Source organism: Bacillus sp. AFS023182, assembly GCF_002560575.1.
In the GTDB taxonomy this organism is placed as follows: Bacteria; Bacillota; Bacilli; order Bacillales; family Bacillaceae_G; genus Bacillus_A; species Bacillus_A arachidis.
In genome coordinates this window covers 97,234-115,578 of record NZ_NTRO01000001.1, presented here as the reverse complement: position 1 = coordinate 115,578, position 18,345 = coordinate 97,234, and the positions used below count along the sequence as shown (strand labels likewise).

Below are 18,345 nucleotides of genomic sequence, written 5' to 3'. Positions count from 1 at the left end.
TTGTTTACTTTTTCCATATTTAGGAGTATTATATCAGCCAGAATCTATTTTTTGTAACGCTGAGTCCGGATAATGGAGCGGAGGAACCAAACCGTGCATAAGCACTAGGGGTGAATCTTTCATGGTGAAAGTAGGGCTACTCTCAAAGTCCGAATCCGACAGCTAACTTCGTAAGCGTGTTGAGAGGGGATGGTGCACGGATGGACACATCGCTTCACCGATCTGATTAGTGTAAAAGAATATTAAATTACTATATTGGAATTCTTTTATACTAAGGGGGATGAAATGCATGGATGAGGAAAAAGAATTAACACTCATTTGTGTAGGAGAAGAGGAAAAGGTAAATAGTTTGCGAGAATTAGTACCTTTTCAAAGTGATATGATTATTTTTACAGTAGATGAACATGTAGCAGATGAAGTACGAGCATGTGGATTTGAATCAACGTATTGCTGTGATAAGGAACTAAATATAACGAGCATTTGTAGCGGAATCAAAAAAGTAATCTTGCTAGGAGATGAACTTCCAACAGTTAGCTTTTTCACTGAACGGATTCGCTTTTTTTTTCAAGCGCCTATTACAGTTGTCACAAGAAATAAAAGCTATCCAGTCAGGCTCTATCAAACAATTGGAGCTAAATTTGTAGTGTTTACGAACTGTGATAATATTTCTTTTTTATTTTTTGAATAGGGCGGAGGAAGCGAAGATGAAGGTGTTATTACTTGGAGATATAGCACATCGTTGGGCGGTATCAGTAGAGCGAGTTCAAGAATTGGCTGCGCTAGATCTTAGTTTTCCAAACCCATATATGATATTGCCATCAGAAGAGAGTTTGTATTTGGAAACGGATATTATCGAATATGAGCAGGTACGTGTAGAACTGTCACAAGTTTATATTCGAGGAAGAAGTTTACGTGCATTTTTGCGAAGAGGGTAAATTTTGAATGAAAAAGAGCGAATGATTAAGTGCAATAAGCTAGGCACTTATATGAATTCGCTCTTTTTCTTTCATATTTAAAAGATTATTTTCATGAAAAAGAAAGAAAAGACAAGGAAACAGGTGATAAAATATTAATATTAACCAATGTAAGCGTTTAAATAATTGAATTTTTTCTTATTTTAGGAAATACTCCTCTTTACAAGTTAAATATAGAGGAGTATATTTACATTCATAAATTGTTTATAAAAATTTCCAAAAACAACCTGATATCGCTGAGTCCAAGTATTTGGAGCGGGGGAACCAATTTTGTGCATTGTCACTTGGGGTGAATCTTTCATTAAGAAAGTAGGGCTACTCTTTAGGCCCGAATCCGACAGCTAACCTCGTAAGCGTTTGGAGAGGAGGTTTACTTTTGTGTTGTTCATTTTTGAACACTGAGTAGAGCCTCAGTGTTCTTTTTTTGATGGATAAATGGTAAAATTTAACATTTTGAAATGAGGGATTGGAATGCTAGATGTAGTGATGATCGGAATCTTTGTTGTATTAGTAGCATCTATGATAGGGCTTGCAAGCTGGTCAGATAAAGTTGTGAAAGAAGGGAAGCAATCATGATGATTGCCTTATCAGTTATTGTCGCAGCGATTACTGTGTATTTAGTTTATGCGCTATTAAATCCGGAAAAGTTTTAATTAGGGGGAATCATTCATTATGATTTGGATTGCAGTTGTCATCACAATGCTATTATTTATTCTTGTAGCAAAGCCAACGGGGATTTATTTAGAAAAAGCTTTTCAAGGTAGTAGAAAACTAGATAAAGTATTTGGACCTTTTGAAAAGCTTATTTTCAAAGTTACGGGTGTTAAGCATTACAACCAAACTTGGAAACAGTATGCATTATCATTAGTTGCACTTAACGGTTTTATGATTGTTGTCGTATATTTCATTTTCAGGTTACAAGGTGTATTGCCGTTAAATCCAGCACATATTGAAGGCATGGAGCCAACGCTTGCTTTTAATACAGCGATCAGCTTTATGGCAGATACAAACTTGCAGCATTATAGCGGTGAAAATGGATTATCTTATTTATCACAATTAATCGGAATTACATTTTTAATGTTTGCTGCACCGGCAACAACATTAGCGCTTGTAATGGCTTTTATAAGAGGATTAGCAGGTAAGGAACTTGGCAATTTTTTCGTAGATTTTACAAGAGCTCTAACAAGGGTCTTTCTTCCAATTGCATTTGTGGCAGCGCTGATTTTTGTTGCGCTTGGTGTACCGCAAACTTTAGACGGAGCGGTTACAGCACACACGATTGAAGGCGTGAAACAAAATATTTTACGCGGGCCTGTAGCTTCATTCATTTCCATTAAGGAACTTGGTAATAATGGTGGTGGATTCTTCGGAGCAAACTCCACGCATCCATTTGAAAACCCAGGACAAATCAGTAACATTTTACAAATGATGCTCATGATGCTATTGCCAACAGCCTTACCATTTACGTATGGAAGAATGGTTGGAAATAAAAAACAAGGACGTATCCTTTTCGTTTCTTTATTTATGGTGTTTTTAATTGGATTTGGAACCATTGTTTCATCAGAATTACACGGAAATCCAGCATTAAATCAAATGGGTATGGAACATGTACAAGGAAGTACAGAAGGCAAAGAAGTACGATTTGGAACAGTTTTTTCTTCACTGTATGCGACTGTAACAACAGCAGCGGAAACAGGTGCAGTTAATACGATGCATGACACGTTAACACCAATTGGTGGATTGGTACCACTTGTAAATATGATGTTAAATACAGTATTTGGCGGCGTTGGGGCAGGTTTCGTTAATATCATTATGTACGCAATTATTGCTGTTTTTATATCTGGATTGCTGGTTGGACGGACGCCAGAATTTCTAGGTAAGAAAATTGAAGGTAAGGAAATGAAATTAATTGCAGTAACGATATTATTTCATCCATTGCTTATTTTAGGATTTTCGGCTTTAGCACTTTCAACAAATCTAGGAACAGATGCAATTTCTCATTCAGGTTTCCACGGTTTAACGCAAGTTGTATATGAGTACACATCTTCTGCTGCGAATAACGGATCTGGATTTGAAGGCTTAGCAGATAATACACCGTTTTGGAATATTACTACTGGTTTAGTTATGTTTTTAGGACGCTATTTCAGCTTAATTACAATGTTAGCTGTTGCAGCTTCATTGAAAGAGAAAACGATAGTGCCGGAAACAGTCGGAACATTCCGAACAGATAATAGTTTATTTGGTGGAATTTTCATTGGGACAATTGTAATTGTCGGTGCGTTAACGTTCTTCCCAATGTTAGTATTAGGTCCAATTGCAGAATTTCTTACATTGAAGTAATGGAGGGTAAATGATGAGACCTGTAGTGGTAAAAGAAAAACAAGTGAATCAATCACGGGTACATGTTGTAGAAGATGAGGTTAGACAAGCGAAAACAATGGATCGTGATATTGTGAAACATGCGATGAAGCAATCTGTTGCGAAATTGAATCCGAAAGTAATGGTAAAGAACCCTATTATGTTCGTTGTGGAAATTGGATTTATAATCACTTTGATTTTATCCTTTCTTCCGAATGGTTCTAGTAGTATACCAGGATGGTTTAATATAACAGTTTCTTTCATTCTATTATTTACAGTTTTATTTGCTAACTTTGCAGAAGCATTAGCAGAAGGACGTGGGAAAGCACAGGCTGATTCTCTAAAGCAATCGAAGAAAGATGTATTTGCAAACGTCGTAAAAGAAAATGGGAAAATCGTTCAAGTATCAGCGACTGAACTGAGAAAAGGTGACGTTGTAATTGTAAAACAAGGGGAAATGATCCCGAGTGATGGCGAGGTTATTAAAGGGTTAGCGTCAGTTGATGAATCTGCTATTACGGGGGAATCCGCTCCTGTTATTAAAGAAGCAGGTGGAGACTTTTGTTCAGTAACAGGCGGTACAATGGTTGTTAGTGATGAAATTACGATTTCAATTACAAGTAATCCAGGTGAGTCGTTTATAGATAAAATGATTTCGTTAGTAGAGGGGGCTGCTCGCCAAAAAACACCGAATGAGATAGCTCTGAATACAGTACTGACAAGTTTAACTCTTATTTTCTTAATTGTAGTTGTAACACTACCGATTTTTACAAATTATTTAGGGTTTAAGATTGATACAGCCGTACTTGTTGCACTACTTGTTTGTTTAATTCCAACAACAATTGGTGGTTTATTATCAGCTATCGGGATTGCCGGTATGGACCGAGTAACGAAATTTAACGTGTTAGCAATGTCAGGGAAAGCGGTAGAAGCTGCAGGAGATATTAACACAATTATTCTAGATAAAACAGGTACGATCACGTTTGGGAATCGGATGGCACATACATTACTCCCAGTAGGAAATGAAACGATCGAACAATTGGGAAAATGGGCTGCACTCGGATCGGTGTTAGATGAAACACCAGAAGGTCGCTCTGTAATTGAATATGTAAAATCAAAAGCTTTATCATACAACAGTGAGCTTGCAGAACAAGGTGAATTTGTTCCATTTAAAGCAGAAACAAGAATGAGTGGTGTGGACTTACCTGACGGGACAAAAGTAAGAAAAGGAGCAGTTAATGCAGTTATTGAGTGGGTGCAGGCACAAGGTGGTACGATTCCAAAAGATTTGAATCAAAAAGCAGATTTCATTTCAAAAGAAGGTGGAACGCCACTTGTAGTTGCAGTGGATAGTCGCATTTATGGATTGATCTATTTAAAAGATACTGTAAAACCTGGTATGCGTGAACGCTTTGAACAGCTTCGCCAAATGGGGATCAAAACAGTGATGTGTACAGGTGATAATCCATTAACAGCAGCAACAATTGCGAAAGAAGCAGGAGTAGATGAATTTGTTGCGGAATGTAAGCCAGAAGATAAAATTGCAGTTATTAAAGCAGAACAAGATAAAGGAAAACTTGTGGCAATGACAGGTGATGGTACGAATGACGCGCCAGCGCTAGCACAAGCTGATGTTGGATTAGCGATGAATAGTGGAACGACAGCTGCGAAAGAAGCGGCGAATATGATTGACCTAGATTCCAACCCAACAAAAATTATTGAGGTTGTAGGGATTGGGAAACAGCTATTAATGACGCGTGGTGCATTAACAACATTTAGTATCGCGAACGATATAGCAAAATATTTTGCGATTATCCCAGCAATGTTTACATTAGCAATTCCACAAATGGAAGCACTGAACATAATGAAATTAACTTCACCGCTTTCAGCCATTTTATCAGCATTAATCTTTAACGCAATTATCATTCCACTGCTCATTCCTTTGGCAATGAAGGGGATTGCGTATAAACCGATGAGTTCTAATGCATTACTTGGTCGCAATTTATTGATTTATGGGCTTGGGGGAGTAATTGTTCCTTTCATTGGGATTAAAGTGATTGATCTAATTGTAGGGCTGTTTATATAAGGAAGAGGGGAAAAGAAGATGGCTAAAAAACAAAGTATACTTTCACCGGTCATTCGTGTTACCTTTACATTTCTTGTTCTATGTGGGCTTTTATATCCGCTACTGGTAACTGGAATTGCACAAGCAGTGATGAAGGATAATGCAGATGGAAGTCTTATATATAATGAGAAAAATGAAGTGATTGGTTCAAAATTAATTGGTCAAAACTTTACAGACCCGCGTTATTTTCATGGGCGTGTCTCTAGTATAGAATATAAAGCAGAAGCATCAGGATCAAATAACTATGCACCATCTAATCCTGATTTAGTAAAACGTGTAGAAAAAAGTGTAGCGGATTGGAAGGAGAAAAATGGGGCTGTTCCAGTTACAGAAGTACCGATGGATTTAGTGACAAATTCAGGTTCTGGATTAGACCCTGATATTAGCCCAGAGGCAGCTTACGTACAGGTTGATCGTATTTCAAAATTAACGAATATTCCGAAAGAAAAGCTGAATCAATTAATTAAAGATCAAACAGAAGGTGCTGCACTAGGTTTATTTGGAGAGGATCGTGTAAACGTCTTGAAACTAAATTTGGAGTTACAGAAAATAATGAAATAGTACCGTTGCTACCTCAATCTAATCGATTGGGGTATTGCTGTTTACTAGGAAAGGTTGTGCGCGTAATGTATGCAGATGATTATAAACCAACATTTCAAAGACGGACGCCAGAGGAGTATTTAGCGTATATTCGAGAGCAAAATCGCGGGAAATTAAAGCTGTATGTAGGTGCTGCTCCAGGAGTAGGAAAAAGCTATAAAATGTTGTTTGATGCACAAGAGATGAAAAAAGAGGGGATTGATATTGTAATAGGTTTAATTGAAACACATGGAAGAAAAGAGACAGAAGAAGCAATTTCAGATTTAGAGAAAATCCCTTTAAAAGAAATGAGTTATAAAGGGAGGATATTTTATGAGCTTGATGTAGATAAGATTATAAAACGAGCACCCCAAGTTGTTGTTGTAGATGAATTGGCACATAGTAATGTACCTGGATCAAAACATAAAAAGCGTTATATGGATGTAGAAGAGCTATTGGAGGCAGGAATATCAGTATTATCAGCCTTTAATATTCAACATTTAGAGAGTGTTCATGATATTGTGGAGCAGATAACGAATGTAAAAGTCCGAGAGCGTATTCCTGATTTTATTTTACAAAAAGCAAATGAGATTCAACTTGTTGATGTGACCCCTGAAGTTTTGAGAAAACGATTGATAGATGGAAAGATATATAAAGAAGAAAAAATTCAGCAAAGTTTGCAAAATTTTTTTACAGTTAATAATTTAGGTGCTTTACGAGAGTTATCCCTTCGTGAAGTTGCAGACGATATGGACGATAAAATGAGTCAGTCGGTGACAGAGCCAATAGGTGTAAAAGAAAAAATCCTCGTTTGTGTGCAATATAGCTCAACGGCAGAGAAATTAATACGGCGTGGTTGGCGTATGGCAGATCGATTAAACGCTGAATTATATGTATTCAACGTTGAAAGAGAAAATATAGAATCCTTATCGGCAAGTAAAAAGCAAACAATTGATGAGTGGAAGTCGTTGACGAATCAATTTCATGCTACTTTCTTGTTAGAAGAAGCGAAAGGAAGAAAGCCTGCAGATGTCATTATTGAAGTAGCGAAACGATTGCAAGTCACACAAATTTTACTTGGCCAATCAGCAAGAACAAGATGGGAAGAAATTCGAAAAGGATCAATTGTCAATGAAATTATGAGGGAAACGAAGCATATTGATATTCATATTGTGGCTGATCAGAGAGGATAAAGTGTTTCTTTGAAATAAAGTTTGATAATGTATTACGCCCATTTCCCCCATTTTGCATCCCCATAATTAGGAAACGGAATAGGATAAAAGATAAATGAAATCATGAAAGGAGCATGAATATGTACCATAAATCATGGTATCACTATCAATGGCAAAATCCAATGTATAGAAACTGGAGTAACAACAATTGGATTTATAATTGGAATCCTTATTACAGAAGCAACAGATTAACAGATTATGGACCAAAACCATTTGTAGTGAATATTGACCAAGCTACTAAGCAAAACAATACCTACCGCACCGCTTTATGGACAGGGAAAAATTTGCAAGTGACGCTGATGAGTATTAATGTTGGAGATGACATAGGTTTAGAGGTTCACCCGACAACTGATCAATTCATACGTATTGAAGAAGGACAGGGACTTGTTCAAATGGGTGATAGCAAAGATAAATTAGATTTTCAAGAAATGGCCTATGATGGTTATGCGATTATGATACCTGCTGGAACATGGCACAATGTAACCAATATGGGTAATATACCACTTAAAATTTACGCTATTTATGCGCCGCCAGAGCATCCATATGGTACAGTTCATGAAACAAAAGCAATTGCCATGTCTACTGAAGGACACCGCTATTACTAATTAATAATTCATCGATTAAAAATTATCATCTTGGATAAAATCATCTGAAGAAGAATTCATTTTGATCAACTTTTTCAAAATGAATTCTTCTTATGTACTTTAAAATAAGAGTTTGTGAGGTGTTTTTAATCAAACTGTATTCCAAGACTACATATAAGAGAGAATGTCTAAATGCAGTTGAAGAGCTGTTTTTAGACATTCTTTTTTTGCCTGTTATTTAGCCTTTTGAGTTTCTGCGTTTCTTGCAGGATGAGGAGCTAGCTTGTTTATCGCATATAACACCACGATTAGAAAAAGAATTGCCACTGTAAAGAAAATCCAAAAGTAATTTTGATTAAATAATAGAAAACCACCTACAATTGGTCCTGTACCCATGCCAATATAACGAATGAAGTTATAGATTCCAATGGCAGTTTCTCGTTCTTCTATAAATTCTTCTGTTAATAAAGTTGTATGAGTTGGCATAGATAATCCCATGCTAAAACCGTATAGGGATGTAGCCGCGATAAGCATTGGTATACTCATATGATATATGAAAGAGAATAGAATAACGCATGCGATATTAAAAAAACTAGTAATAAGTAAAGCCTGTTTTGTTGAGAGTAATATTTGTAAGAACTTGTAGCAATAACTTCCTAGCATAATAAATAAGGACATTGGTACAAACATAAGTCCAATTTCACCTGTATTTTGATGAAATAAATTTGTGAGTATGCTAGGTAAAAAAACGAGGAAACAAAAATAAATACAAAACTGCATAAAGCCAATAACCGTGATAGAAAATCCAGTATTATTTCTTAAAATACTCCAATAATGATTTGCTTTTTTAGCCGTTTTAGGTATAGCGGGTTTTGTTTCTGGTAGCAATGTCATATTGGCAATTAAAAGGAATACACCAATTGTAGATAAGAATAGGAAAATAGATACGTGACCATTTATGTTTCCAAGATAGCCACCTATGAGAGGACCTACAGCAGGAGCGAGGGCAAGTATCATTTGATAAAGACTCATCGCTTTGCCGCGTTCTTTCCCTTCAAATAAGTCGCCGATAATAGTGGCAGCTACAATAGGAATGGCAGCTATCCCTAATGCTTGAACGGCTCTGAAAATAAGAAATATGTAAATATTTGTTGTGAAAGCACAGCCAATGGCACCGATTATACTGATGAATAGGCTGGGGATCAAAATATATTTTCGACCTTTTGTATCAATGAATGGTCCGTAAATAAGCTGCATAATGGCAAGGACAAAAGTGAAAATTGAAACAGTTACATTTGCATGATAAAGAGAGGTGTGAAAGGAATTTTGAATCATTGGTAAGATAGGGGTGTAAATATTTTGTGCGAAAGATCCTAATAGAGCACTTATGCAAACAATGTATAAAATGGATTTTAATTTAGATGAAGATAATGAATGTTCCATAGTAAAACCTCCTTATTTTAGTTTCCTTGGAAACTAAAATAATTTTAACATTATTTTCTTACTTGTAAAGATAAAAAAATGATTTTAAAATGGTGTATAGTTTAAATTGTTTCTATGGAAACTTAAAAAGTATTATGGAGGGGATTTGATTTGGACCGTACATTAAGGCAGATAGAAATACTTTCGGATATTCGTACACTTGTTCATAAAAAAGAAGAGCATATGAGGGAAAATGATGAGCGTTTTCTTCGTGAGACAGGTGTAAGCGGTATGTCTCTATCAGAACTACACGTAATCCAATGCATAGGAACAAAAGCTTTAATGAATGTGACAGCGATTACGGAAGATATGGGAATGACAAAGGGAGCAATTTCTAAAATTTGTACAAAACTGTTTAATAAACAATTTGTTGAAAAGATGAAAATGCTAGATAATCAAAAAGAAATATTTTTCCGTTTAACAGATAAAGGGAATGAAATTTATATAGCACATGAGACACTTCATCAACAAGCTGAGGAGAAGTTGTTGCTCCTTTTGAATCAGTATACAGAAGCGGAATTATCATTGATTCAAAGATTTGTAAAGGATGTCGGAGCGCATTTAGAAAAGTAGAGAAATAATTTTTGCTCGCATTAAGCCTTCTGAATATGGATTTTGTAAAGACTCATATATAATAGAAAGAGATACTTAACGATGTGAATATTTAAAGAGTCTATGTATCAAGAGGAGAGGAAACAATGCTTGAAAATACGGGTTTAGTATTAGAAGGCGGCGGTATGCGCGGCGTATATACGGGTGGAATACTGGAATACTTTATGGAGCAGGATTTATATTTTCCATATGTTATTGGTGTTTCAGCAGGAGCGTGCCATGCGGCGTCGTATCTTTCAAGACAAAGAAATCGAAATAAAACAGTGAATATTGATTATGCAACACATCCGAGATATTTATCATACAAGAATCTATGGAAAAAACGTCAATTATTTGATATGGATTTCATTTTTCGTGAAATTCCAGAAAAGCATGTTCCATTTGATTTTGACACATATTTTAATAGTCCAGGACGTTTTCTTGTAGGAACGACAGATTGTGAAACTGGAGAGCCCGTTTACTTTGAAAAGGAAGGTACGAATGAAGAGGCATTGACGTTATTACAGGCTTCTAGCTCATTGCCATTTATCGCACCAGTTGTAAATTACCGTGGTAAACAATTATTGGATGGCGGAATTTCTGATCCAATTCCAGTTCGTAAAGCACAAAAAGATGGCTGTGAAAAATCAGTTGTTATTTTAACGAGAAATCATGGATATTCTAAGAAAAAATCAAAATTTGGATGGATTGCAGCAAAGGCTTATAAGAAATATCCTAATCTTGTCAATACGATGCTATTTCGTTATGAAGTATACAATGAGACACTTCATTATATTGAGAAAGAAGAGCTAGCTGGCAATCTATTTGTCATTCGTCCAGAAGTACCACTTCAAGTGGATCGAATGGAAAAAGATCAAAAAAAACTGCAAAATTTATATGAACAAGGATATAAAGATGCAGAGAGACAATTTGCTGATTTACAGGCGTTTTTACAAAGTTAATAGATGTGAAACCTCTTTAAGAGGTTTTTGTTTTTTGAAATAGATTGAATATAAAATCTATTCCGTTTCAATATGTGGTATAATATGGATATATTATTTAAAGGAATGATCCATATGGACAATGTATATAAAGGACTTCGGTATACTGGATATTTGGCAATGATTATTTTTGGTGGAGTATTTCTATTACGCTTTATGATTCATGATGAAGTTTTATTAGATCAACTAATTGGTTTTAGCGCGGGACTGGTGATGTTTATTTCTTCGTTTTTGATTCAGAAGTATAGTAAAGAATTACAAATGAATAAGGAATATTAGAAAAAGCCTTGTTTCACAACTTTTGTGAAACAAGGCTTTTTTATTAATGTGGTATGAAAACCAACTGATAAGCAAACAAAATACCAAATACGTATACAAGCGGATGAACAGCACGGAATTGTCCTTTTGCCATTTTCATAAGTGGATATGAGATGAATCCAAGCGCGATACCTGTTGCGATACTTGATGTAAGTGGCATGCTTAAAATGACTAAAAATGCTGGGAAAGCTTCATCAAATGCATCCCAATCAATGTGACGAACTGCGCCCATCATTAAGCTACCAACAATAATTAATGATGGAGCTGTAATAGCGGAAACGCCAGATACCGCACCAACAAGTGGTCCGAAGAATGTAGTTACTGCAAATAATACCGCAACAGTTAATGTTGTTAAGCCTGTACGACCACCAGCCGCAACACCAGCAGAAGATTCAATATAAGCAGTTGTTGGTGTTGTCCCGAACATAGAACCAATCGTTGCTGAAATAGAGTCGGAAAGAAGAGCACGTCCGGAATTTGGAAGCTTGCCATCTTTCATAAGGCCGCCTTGCTGTGCAACTCCAAGTAGTGTACCTGTTGTATCGAATAATGTTACAAGGAAGAGCGAGAAGACAACGCCGTATAATCCGTAGTGAATGACATCAGACACTGCTGTAATTGGATTAGAAACAATTACGCCTTCTGGTAAACCAGGCAGGGAGGTAACGCCGTTTGAAAACGTTAATTGTCCAGTAAAGTAAGCGATAACCCCTGTTAATAACATCCCGATAAATAATGCACCGTTCACGTTTAAAGACATCAGTACTAACGTAATCGCAAGTCCAGCTAATGCAAGTAAAACAGGCGGAGAATGAAGATCTCCAAGCCCAACTAGATTTGAAGGGTGTTTCGTAACAATCCCAGTTAGACGTAAGCCGATAAATGCGATAAATAAACCGATACCAGCTGTAATGGCATGCTTTAAGTTTTCAGGAATAGCTTCCATTAATTTTGTACGGAAAGAAGTTAATGATAGCAAAATTAAAATCATACCTGCTACGAATACAGCAGAGAAAGCAATTGCAAATGTCATACCTTCATGAGTTTTTACAACTGAGTAAGCAAAGTAAGCATTTAATCCCATCCCTGGTGCAACTGCAATTGGTAAATTTGCAAAGAATGCCATACATAATGTTCCGACAACAGCAGCAATAATTGTCGCTGTAAATGCTTGTTCAAATGGAACACCTGCATCACCAAGGATGACTGGGTTTACGACGATAATATATGCCATTGTTAAGAAGGTAATAATACCAGCCATAATTTCTGTTTTAATAGAAGTTTTATGTTTTGAAAGGTTAAACATATAAACATCCTTTCTGTTTACGAATGATTGTCACAACAGTTATATATAATATTCGTTTTTTAAGTGTAATGCAAGAGTTTCGTAAAAAAAGTTTATAACAATCCATATTTTATGTCTTAATTTCGAATGTTAATCAAACCAACACTTTTATGTTTCGGCTTTTCATGTATAAGTACTTTTTAGCATTGTGTACATCATAAGAAAGAGAAATGAAAAGGAGCTGAAATACGTATGTCTGAGCAGAAAAAGTTTTTAACGTTACCACCACAACATCAAAATAGGCAACCAGGAATTGAATCGATGATGAATCCTCTCCCAAAGTACGAAGACCCTAATTATCGTGGAAGTGCAAAGTTAAAAGGGAAAAATGTGCTTATTACAGGGGGAGACAGTGGAATTGGAAGGGCTGTATCGATTGCGTTTGCAAAAGAAGGGGCAAATATCGCTATTGCTTATTTAGATGAAACGGAAGATGCAAATGAGACAAAAAGAATTATTGAGGAGCAAGGAGTGAAATGCATATTGCTTCCAGGAGATTTAAGCGATGAACAACATTGTCAGCAAGTTGTAAAGGAAGCAGCCTCGAAACTGGATGGTCTGAATATTGTTGTGAATAATGTTGCGCAGCAATATCCACAGCAAAGTTTAGAATACATTACGGCGCAGCAACTTGAAAAAACATTTCGTATTAACATTTTTTCTTATTTTCACGTTACTAAAGCAGCACTTGCATATTTAAAGCAGGGAGATGTGATTATAAATACAGCTTCAATCGTTGCGTATGAAGGGAATGAACAGCTCATTGATTATTCGGCAACAAAAGGAGCGATTGTAGCTTTTACACGTTCACTTGCAAAATCTTTAGTTCAAAAAGGAATTCGTGTAAATGGTGTTGCGCCAGGCCCGATTTGGACACCGCTTATTCCAGCGAGTTTCGATAAGAAGAAGGTATCGGAATTTGGAAGTAATGTACCGATGAAAAGGCCAGGACAACCATATGAATTAGCCCCTGCTTATGTATACTTAGCTTCAGAGGACTCCACATATGTTACTGGGCAAATGATTCACATAAATGGTGGGGTGATTGTGAATGGATAAAAATAAGGGGGGAGAGCTTTATATTTTCATTCATAAGAATAGAACTCATAGTAAAAGCTAATTGTACCATCATATATTATGGGCAATTTTAAAGGGGATGCTTGGGGGGATATGAATGAAAAAAGTATGTTTTGTTGTAATACTCTTTTTCTGTCTACCAATCAGTACTTTTGCCAGTAGCGACCATTTAATACTTATTAATCTTACGACAAATCAATTATCTTTTTTTGAAAATGGAAACTATGTAAGAACGTTTCCTGTTACAACTGGAAGGCGTAATACACCAACTCCTGAAGGTACATTTTGTATCATTAATAAATATAAAAATAAAGAATATCATCGTAAAAATATTCCAGGTGGTGCGCCGAATAATCCGCTTGGAACAAGATGGCTCGGTTTAAACGAAAAAGAGTATGCAATTCATGGTACAAATCGAGAAGGGACGATTGGAGGAAGGGAATCAAATGGTTGCATTCGTATGCACGATCGAGATATACAATGGTTATACGATCGGGTATCGTTACAGACAAAAGTAATTATTTCTCGGTTTTACACATCTCCAGAATATGCAGCGCATAAGCTAGGATATCGTGTTATAAGTTGGAATGGACGTATAATAGAAGAAGAACAAATTGGAACATTAACACTTGTGGATCGTATGCATATATATTGGCAAGAACCAAACGGTCAATTTACGAAAGTAAAAACGGTATTGCCGAATGAACGATACGCCGTTTATTCTCGAGGGAAGAATGGAAACTATTATATAGGTAATAATTTGTATATTTTGGATGAAACAGGTGAAAAAGTTCGTTATGATCAAGTGCCTTATTCCATTTTAAGTAATATATATAAGCGAAAGTATAATGTACCGTAAAAGCTATCGTAAATAGACGATAGCTTATTTGTTATATCAATATAAAACCCGTTCGCTTTGGAGGATAGAGGGGGGAGAAGCGGTCAGTGCTTTTTTCGCCCCACCCCCTGCTGTGTTTAAAACAAATCGAGAAAATGAGTGGAATCTCTATTCGTTTTCATAGCCGCGATGTATGCGTTGGAAAATTAAAGAGGCTCTATTAGTTGATACAATCGCAACTATTATGTTCTTGTGAATATAATACAGTACAGATTGGGGGCGGGCGTGTTATGGGGAAAGGGAATAGCCAGTTTGCATTTAAAATCTTTTTATTGACGAATTGTTTATTTATTATTTATTTGTATGTATCATTTATGTTTGATTTTTACATTACTTTTATTGATTTAGTGCTTTTAATTGGTTTTATTTGGTCCTTTGTTGAAGCGAGAGAAGGGGAACCTGGAATATACCGCAGGATAACCATGTTTGGAAGCGTTTTTATATTGATTGTGTATATGATCTTGATGCATGATACTTGGAAATATGGATTTGCTATGATGTAGGGGCATATGATTCATCGTATGCTCCTACACCTAGAGATACATATTATGAAAGAAAAATCCCCACCTCAAAGGAGATGGAGATTTGCGTGTTAATATTTCGGTCTAAATGTTTGGCAGCATGTTTCAACGCTTGTTGACGCAGAGCTTTCAAGTGTTTCACCTGTTAAGGCCGAGTTTGTATAAGACTCATTTGATTGATTCGTGTTTTGATCATCAGGCTGGACAAAGATTGAATTCGCTTGACAAAAGTTCCCTTGTCCCCAAAATGAACAATTGGACACAGAACAGCGTACCTCTGGCATAAAATCCCCTCCTTATACATTAGTGTGGGATTTTACACAGCTTTCATGTATAGAAGGAGTTTCCTTTTCTTCTTATTTTTTGTTTTCTTTAAACCATTGTTCAAAAGCATCTTTTGGTTGCTCACCTTTAATACGATTTACTTCTTGTCCATCTTTAAAATGAATAATTGTTGGTGTTCCTTCAATTTTATAATCATCCCAAGATTTTTCATCATTAGAAATATTAATTACTTTCATATCAATATTCATGTCTTTAGCCATTGGAACAACGATAGGTGAGACTTTCTCACAATAGTGACAACCTGTTTGATAGAAGTAAACGGTTTGTTCTTTCTTTTCTTCGTTATTTTTACGGATGTCTGAAGAAGTAGTTTTATTTGTGTAGTAATTTTTTTCTTGTTTTTCTTTACTGCCACTTTCCATTTGTGTGACAGCGGCAATAGCTGCAAATAAGACGATAATGATACCGCCGAAGATAAGCATTTTTTTCATAATTTCAGCCCCCTATTTGTTTTTGATTACAATAAAGCTGCAAATTGCAATCGTGATAAATCCGATAAGTGCTAAAAACGGGATTGTGACGAATCCAAACCAGTTTATGTATTCTCCCGTACAAGGTACACGTCCGCAAGCAGCTCCTGCCTCTGAGAATGCGGGAACTTTTTGAATCGCATAATGATAGAGCGAAATACAGGCACCGATACTTGCAATTGGTAAAGAATATGTAGCAATGTGGTAGTCTTTTTTTACAACTGCAATACCGAGCCATAAAACAAATGGATACATAAAGATGCGTTGATACCAACAAAGTACACAAGGCTCAAATTTCATGATCTCGGAAAAATATAGGCTTCCAAGTGTAGCGATAAACGAAGCTCCCCAAGCGGTAAACAAAGCATATTCTTGTTTTTTCTCACGTTTCATGTTTTTACCTCTCTTATAATAGTTACATACTAAATTATAGTATGAAGAGGACAAGAAAATAAAGAGAAAATATTTTTATCAAGGTAAGTTTTATAAGAAGAAAACTTGGGAATAAAAAAACAAGGTGTATAAACCTTGTTTTTAAGGGCGATTTACGACTTTTGTGACATTAAAAAAGTTTTGAATAGCTTCTTTATTTGTTTCTTGATTTATTTTTAAGACGGAACCAGCATGTTTGGTAAGAGCCGATTCATATGCTTTATCAATGGGAATTCGCATTGTTTCCATTTTATCAATAGGCTTAGACAAAATACTATTTCCAAGTGTAAATAGCGCTCTTATATTTAAATTCGTTTCTATATATGGAGAGAGTTCGTGTGCCATTATCGGTAAATTTAGTACGCCATCTATAGAGTGAACGTTATCAGTAAGGGTTTGTTTCAATGCCTGGAGTACTTCTTGTTGTCGTTTCACACGGCCAAAGTCACTTTCAGTATCATGGCGAAAACGTGCGTATTTTAGTAAATCTTTCCCGTGAAGAGGTTGTAAACCTGGCTTTACATGCAGCCCCATATCATCGATTATGGTTTGTGTAACATTCACTTTAATTCCTTCAGGTGCAATGGTATCCACAATTTTAACAAATGCTTCAAAATCAATCGTAACGTAATGAGAAACATCGATTCCAAAATTATGTTTAATTGTTTTTCGTAATAATTCAGGGCCGCCATAGTAATAGGCAGCGTTGATTTTATTATATTTTTTATCATAAGAGGGAATTTCTACATAGCTATCTCGCATAATTGAAGCAAGCTTTGCTGTATTTTCTTTTTTATTGTACTGGGCAATCATAATGGTATCAGCACGGGCTTGTTTTTCACCTCGTGAATCACTGCCGATAATTAGGATATTCCATATGTCTTTTTCTTGTTTTGCGCTTTGAAATGATTGAGTGTTATTTGTTTTTTCACAGCCGATAAGCAGTATAAACATGTAGAGAAATAAGTACCAGGATTTATGCAAATGATCACGTCCATCCACTATTATTGATATATGTATTATGAGTAAGGGTGTGGAAAATTATTCAAAAAAATCGCTATTCTCGGGAAGGAGAATAGCGCTTCATTTACATTTGCACTTGATCTATTTCTTCTATATGTGATTTTTGTGAAGCATGGTCGATATATTGAAATAGAAGCTGAAGTTGTTTATCTACTTCGGATAGTTCTTTTCCATATTGGTAAGCATGTAAAAAATGCTCAATTCGTTTAGAAAATAGATGATCATCAGTTTGTACCATTAGAACAAGCAACTTGTCCCAATTACAACAATACGTATAATAGAGAGCTTTATCATAGTCGTTATATGTGTGCATTGTGTACCCTCCTTACTGAGGAGTTATATATAGTGTATGACAAGAAGAAGGAAATACACTTGAAAGAATTTGCTATGGAAAATGTTGAGTGAAAAATAAAAAACGAGGAATTTCCTCGTTTTTACGATTTTGGCATTGGAGTAGGTGTTGGCTTTGCGTAGCCTTCTTTATATTTATTATCAATGTATTTTCGAATTTCAAGAGTGGATTTTCCTTTTTTCTTCATAGATGCAGATTCGGTTGCAATTTCTAAACAGTTTACACAGGTCGTTGCGTGAGAATCCCAAACAACTTCTCCATTTTTCTTAATTTCACGAATAAAACAGTTTTTGTTGTTTTTATGCCCCACACTTTCTCCGCATCCACAGTAACAAGGAATCCAGTTTAATAATTCGGCATTTTTCCCTGCAACTGCATAGATCTCTTTCATTTGTGGATCTAGTTTGTCCAAAAATGTTGGTAGTGTGTCAATTCCTTTTGTCGTTTCTTGGATGTCACCTTGCTGAGTATGAGAAGCGTGTTCTTCGCTGTGTTCGGAAGATTCTTTGTGCTCGGAGGATTCTTTCTTTTCGGCTGCACCGCATCCAGAAAGTACAAGACTGCTTATTACGAGTAAAGAGAATAGATATTTTTTCATCTGCATTTCTCCTTTGTTTTCGTGATAGTGAAATTGTACC

The 18,345-nt window shown here is 35.9% G+C and carries 23 protein-coding genes and 2 riboswitches; of the genes, 15 read left to right on the top strand and 8 right to left on the bottom strand.

From position 1 onward, the window contains the following. The first annotated feature begins 47 nt into the window (after positions 1-47). Positions 48-193: riboswitch (cyclic di-AMP (ydaO/yuaA leader) on the top strand. Between the two features lie 96 nt (positions 194-289). From CN288_RS00600 to CN288_RS00550, 9 genes are all read left to right on the top strand, one after another. Beyond that, complete coding sequence (locus CN288_RS00600; RefSeq protein ID WP_026592833.1) at positions 290-688, top strand: hypothetical protein; 399 nt, start codon at positions 290-292, stop codon at positions 686-688. A gap of 16 nt (positions 689-704) precedes the next feature. Further along, complete coding sequence (locus CN288_RS00590; protein WP_026592832.1) at positions 705-935, top strand: hypothetical protein; 231 nt, start codon at positions 705-707, stop codon at positions 933-935. A gap of 263 nt (positions 936-1,198) precedes the next feature. Then, positions 1,199-1,344: riboswitch (cyclic di-AMP (ydaO/yuaA leader) on the top strand. 101 nt (positions 1,345-1,445) lie between these two features. Further along, on the top strand, positions 1,446-1,550 hold the full coding sequence (locus tag CN288_RS00580; RefSeq protein WP_026592831.1) for a hypothetical protein: 105 nt from the start codon (positions 1,446-1,448) through the stop codon (positions 1,548-1,550). Continuing rightward, the gene (kdpF, locus tag CN288_RS00575; protein ID WP_000972378.1) at positions 1,547-1,627 is read left to right on the top strand and encodes a K(+)-transporting ATPase subunit F; all 81 of its coding nucleotides are present in this window, start codon (positions 1,547-1,549) and stop codon (positions 1,625-1,627) included. The genes CN288_RS00580 and kdpF overlap by 4 nt, the downstream gene beginning before the upstream one ends. A 19-nt stretch (positions 1,628-1,646) precedes the next feature. Beyond that, positions 1,647-3,314 (top strand): potassium-transporting ATPase subunit KdpA, encoded by a 1,668-nt coding sequence (kdpA, locus tag CN288_RS00570; protein WP_098301677.1) that lies wholly within the window; start codon positions 1,647-1,649, stop codon positions 3,312-3,314. 13 nt (positions 3,315-3,327) lie between these two features. After that, entirely contained in the window at positions 3,328-5,418 is a 2,091-nt protein-coding gene (gene kdpB, locus CN288_RS00565) for a potassium-transporting ATPase subunit KdpB (RefSeq protein ID WP_026592829.1), read from the top strand. A gap of 18 nt (positions 5,419-5,436) precedes the next feature. Continuing rightward, a complete protein-coding gene (gene kdpC, locus CN288_RS00560; RefSeq protein ID WP_090694524.1) occupies positions 5,437-6,018 on the top strand; it encodes a K(+)-transporting ATPase subunit C in 582 nt (193 codons plus the stop codon). Between the two features lie 56 nt (positions 6,019-6,074). Further along, complete coding sequence (kdpDN, locus tag CN288_RS00555) at positions 6,075-7,229, top strand: KdpD-like non-kinase potassium sensor (RefSeq protein WP_176527638.1); 1,155 nt, start codon at positions 6,075-6,077, stop codon at positions 7,227-7,229. 119 nt (positions 7,230-7,348) lie between these two features. Then, entirely contained in the window at positions 7,349-7,873 is a 525-nt protein-coding gene (locus CN288_RS00550) for a cupin domain-containing protein (protein WP_026592826.1), read from the top strand. Between the two features lie 213 nt (positions 7,874-8,086). Here CN288_RS00550 and CN288_RS00545 read toward each other — a convergent pair whose 3' ends face one another. Beyond that, entirely contained in the window at positions 8,087-9,295 is a 1,209-nt protein-coding gene (locus tag CN288_RS00545) for an MFS transporter (protein WP_098301674.1), read from the bottom strand. A 150-nt stretch (positions 9,296-9,445) separates the two neighbouring features. On the opposite strand from CN288_RS00545, the gene CN288_RS00540 reads away from it, so the two are divergent. The 3 genes from CN288_RS00540 to CN288_RS00530 all read left to right on the top strand — a co-directional run bounded on the left by CN288_RS00540 (position 9,446) and on the right by CN288_RS00530 (position 11,205). Next, a complete protein-coding gene (locus CN288_RS00540) occupies positions 9,446-9,907 on the top strand; it encodes a MarR family transcriptional regulator (RefSeq protein WP_026592824.1) in 462 nt (153 codons plus the stop codon). A gap of 125 nt (positions 9,908-10,032) precedes the next feature. After that, positions 10,033-10,887: a patatin-like phospholipase family protein gene (locus tag CN288_RS00535; RefSeq protein ID WP_090694528.1), complete on the top strand. Its 855-nt coding sequence runs from the start codon at positions 10,033-10,035 to the stop codon at positions 10,885-10,887. An 84-nt stretch (positions 10,888-10,971) separates the two neighbouring features. Continuing rightward, positions 10,972-11,205, top strand: coding sequence for a hypothetical protein (locus CN288_RS00530; protein WP_231503957.1), 234 nt, complete (start codon positions 10,972-10,974; stop codon positions 11,203-11,205). Positions 11,206-11,248: 43 nt separating this feature from the next. Here the strand turns inward: CN288_RS00530 and CN288_RS00525 are convergent, their stop codons facing one another. Continuing rightward, a complete protein-coding gene (locus CN288_RS00525) occupies positions 11,249-12,550 on the bottom strand; it encodes an NCS2 family permease (protein WP_098301673.1) in 1,302 nt (433 codons plus the stop codon). Positions 12,551-12,781: 231 nt separating this feature from the next. Here CN288_RS00525 and CN288_RS00520 point away from each other — a divergent pair, with 231 nt between their 5' ends. The 3 genes from CN288_RS00520 (at position 12,782) to CN288_RS00510 (ending at position 15,067) form a co-directional block, all read left to right on the top strand. After that, entirely contained in the window at positions 12,782-13,648 is an 867-nt protein-coding gene (locus CN288_RS00520; protein ID WP_026592820.1) for an SDR family oxidoreductase, read from the top strand. Between the two features lie 115 nt (positions 13,649-13,763). After that, a complete protein-coding gene (locus CN288_RS00515; RefSeq protein ID WP_026592819.1) occupies positions 13,764-14,525 on the top strand; it encodes a L,D-transpeptidase in 762 nt (253 codons plus the stop codon). A gap of 269 nt (positions 14,526-14,794) precedes the next feature. Further along, positions 14,795-15,067 carry a hypothetical protein gene (locus CN288_RS00510; RefSeq protein ID WP_026592818.1) on the top strand — a complete coding sequence of 91 codons (273 nt, stop codon included), beginning with the start codon at positions 14,795-14,797 and terminating at the stop codon, positions 15,065-15,067. Positions 15,068-15,156: 89 nt separating this feature from the next. Here the strand turns inward: CN288_RS00510 and CN288_RS00505 are convergent, their stop codons facing one another. From CN288_RS00505 to CN288_RS00480, 6 genes are all read right to left on the bottom strand, one after another. Beyond that, positions 15,157-15,369 (bottom strand): DUF1540 domain-containing protein, encoded by a 213-nt coding sequence (locus tag CN288_RS00505; protein WP_018782370.1) that lies wholly within the window; start codon positions 15,367-15,369, stop codon positions 15,157-15,159. Positions 15,370-15,441: 72 nt separating this feature from the next. Continuing rightward, on the bottom strand, positions 15,442-15,861 hold the full coding sequence (locus CN288_RS00500; protein ID WP_098301672.1) for a thioredoxin family protein: 420 nt from the start codon (positions 15,859-15,861) through the stop codon (positions 15,442-15,444). A gap of 12 nt (positions 15,862-15,873) precedes the next feature. Continuing rightward, on the bottom strand, positions 15,874-16,293 hold the full coding sequence (locus tag CN288_RS00495) for a disulfide formation protein C (protein ID WP_026592816.1): 420 nt from the start codon (positions 16,291-16,293) through the stop codon (positions 15,874-15,876). Positions 16,294-16,434: 141 nt separating this feature from the next. Beyond that, positions 16,435-17,286: an LCP family protein gene (locus tag CN288_RS00490; RefSeq protein ID WP_170833699.1), complete on the bottom strand. Its 852-nt coding sequence runs from the start codon at positions 17,284-17,286 to the stop codon at positions 16,435-16,437. Between the two features lie 133 nt (positions 17,287-17,419). Further along, positions 17,420-17,668 (bottom strand): YhdB family protein, encoded by a 249-nt coding sequence (locus CN288_RS00485; protein ID WP_090694542.1) that lies wholly within the window; start codon positions 17,666-17,668, stop codon positions 17,420-17,422. A 121-nt stretch (positions 17,669-17,789) separates the two neighbouring features. Further along, complete coding sequence (locus CN288_RS00480) at positions 17,790-18,305, bottom strand: PCYCGC motif-containing (lipo)protein (protein ID WP_026592813.1); 516 nt, start codon at positions 18,303-18,305, stop codon at positions 17,790-17,792. Positions 18,306-18,345: the final 40 nt, after the last annotated feature.

Bases quoted from the DNA above. Each gene is read 5' to 3' on its own strand.
- CN288_RS00600 (WP_026592833.1), top strand. From the start codon at position 290: ATGGATGAGGAAAAAGAATTAACACTCATTTGTGTAGGAGAAGAGGAA.
- CN288_RS00590 (WP_026592832.1), top strand. From the start codon at position 705: ATGAAGGTGTTATTACTTGGAGATATAGCACATCGTTGGGCGGTATCA.
- CN288_RS00580 (WP_026592831.1), top strand. From the start codon at position 1,446: ATGCTAGATGTAGTGATGATCGGAATCTTTGTTGTATTAGTAGCATCT.
- kdpF (WP_000972378.1), top strand. From the start codon at position 1,547: ATGATGATTGCCTTATCAGTTATTGTCGCAGCGATTACTGTGTATTTA.
- kdpA (WP_098301677.1), top strand. From the start codon at position 1,647: ATGATTTGGATTGCAGTTGTCATCACAATGCTATTATTTATTCTTGTA.
- kdpB (WP_026592829.1), top strand. From the start codon at position 3,328: ATGAGACCTGTAGTGGTAAAAGAAAAACAAGTGAATCAATCACGGGTA.
- kdpC (WP_090694524.1), top strand. From the start codon at position 5,437: ATGGCTAAAAAACAAAGTATACTTTCACCGGTCATTCGTGTTACCTTT.
- CN288_RS00550 (WP_026592826.1), top strand. From the start codon at position 7,349: ATGTACCATAAATCATGGTATCACTATCAATGGCAAAATCCAATGTAT.
- CN288_RS00545 (WP_098301674.1), bottom strand. From the start codon at position 9,295: ATGGAACATTCATTATCTTCATCTAAATTAAAATCCATTTTATACATT.
- CN288_RS00535 (WP_090694528.1), top strand. From the start codon at position 10,033: ATGCTTGAAAATACGGGTTTAGTATTAGAAGGCGGCGGTATGCGCGGC.
- CN288_RS00530 (WP_231503957.1), top strand. From the start codon at position 10,972: ATGGATATATTATTTAAAGGAATGATCCATATGGACAATGTATATAAA.
- CN288_RS00525 (WP_098301673.1), bottom strand. From the start codon at position 12,550: ATGTTTAACCTTTCAAAACATAAAACTTCTATTAAAACAGAAATTATG.
- CN288_RS00520 (WP_026592820.1), top strand. From the start codon at position 12,782: ATGTCTGAGCAGAAAAAGTTTTTAACGTTACCACCACAACATCAAAAT.
- CN288_RS00515 (WP_026592819.1), top strand. From the start codon at position 13,764: ATGAAAAAAGTATGTTTTGTTGTAATACTCTTTTTCTGTCTACCAATC.
- CN288_RS00510 (WP_026592818.1), top strand. From the start codon at position 14,795: ATGGGGAAAGGGAATAGCCAGTTTGCATTTAAAATCTTTTTATTGACG.
- CN288_RS00505 (WP_018782370.1), bottom strand. From the start codon at position 15,369: ATGCCAGAGGTACGCTGTTCTGTGTCCAATTGTTCATTTTGGGGACAA.
- CN288_RS00500 (WP_098301672.1), bottom strand. From the start codon at position 15,861: ATGAAAAAAATGCTTATCTTCGGCGGTATCATTATCGTCTTATTTGCA.
- CN288_RS00495 (WP_026592816.1), bottom strand. From the start codon at position 16,293: ATGAAACGTGAGAAAAAACAAGAATATGCTTTGTTTACCGCTTGGGGA.
- CN288_RS00490 (WP_170833699.1), bottom strand. From the start codon at position 17,286: ATGTTTATACTGCTTATCGGCTGTGAAAAAACAAATAACACTCAATCA.
- CN288_RS00485 (WP_090694542.1), bottom strand. From the start codon at position 17,668: ATGCACACATATAACGACTATGATAAAGCTCTCTATTATACGTATTGT.
- CN288_RS00480 (WP_026592813.1), bottom strand. From the start codon at position 18,305: ATGAAAAAATATCTATTCTCTTTACTCGTAATAAGCAGTCTTGTACTT.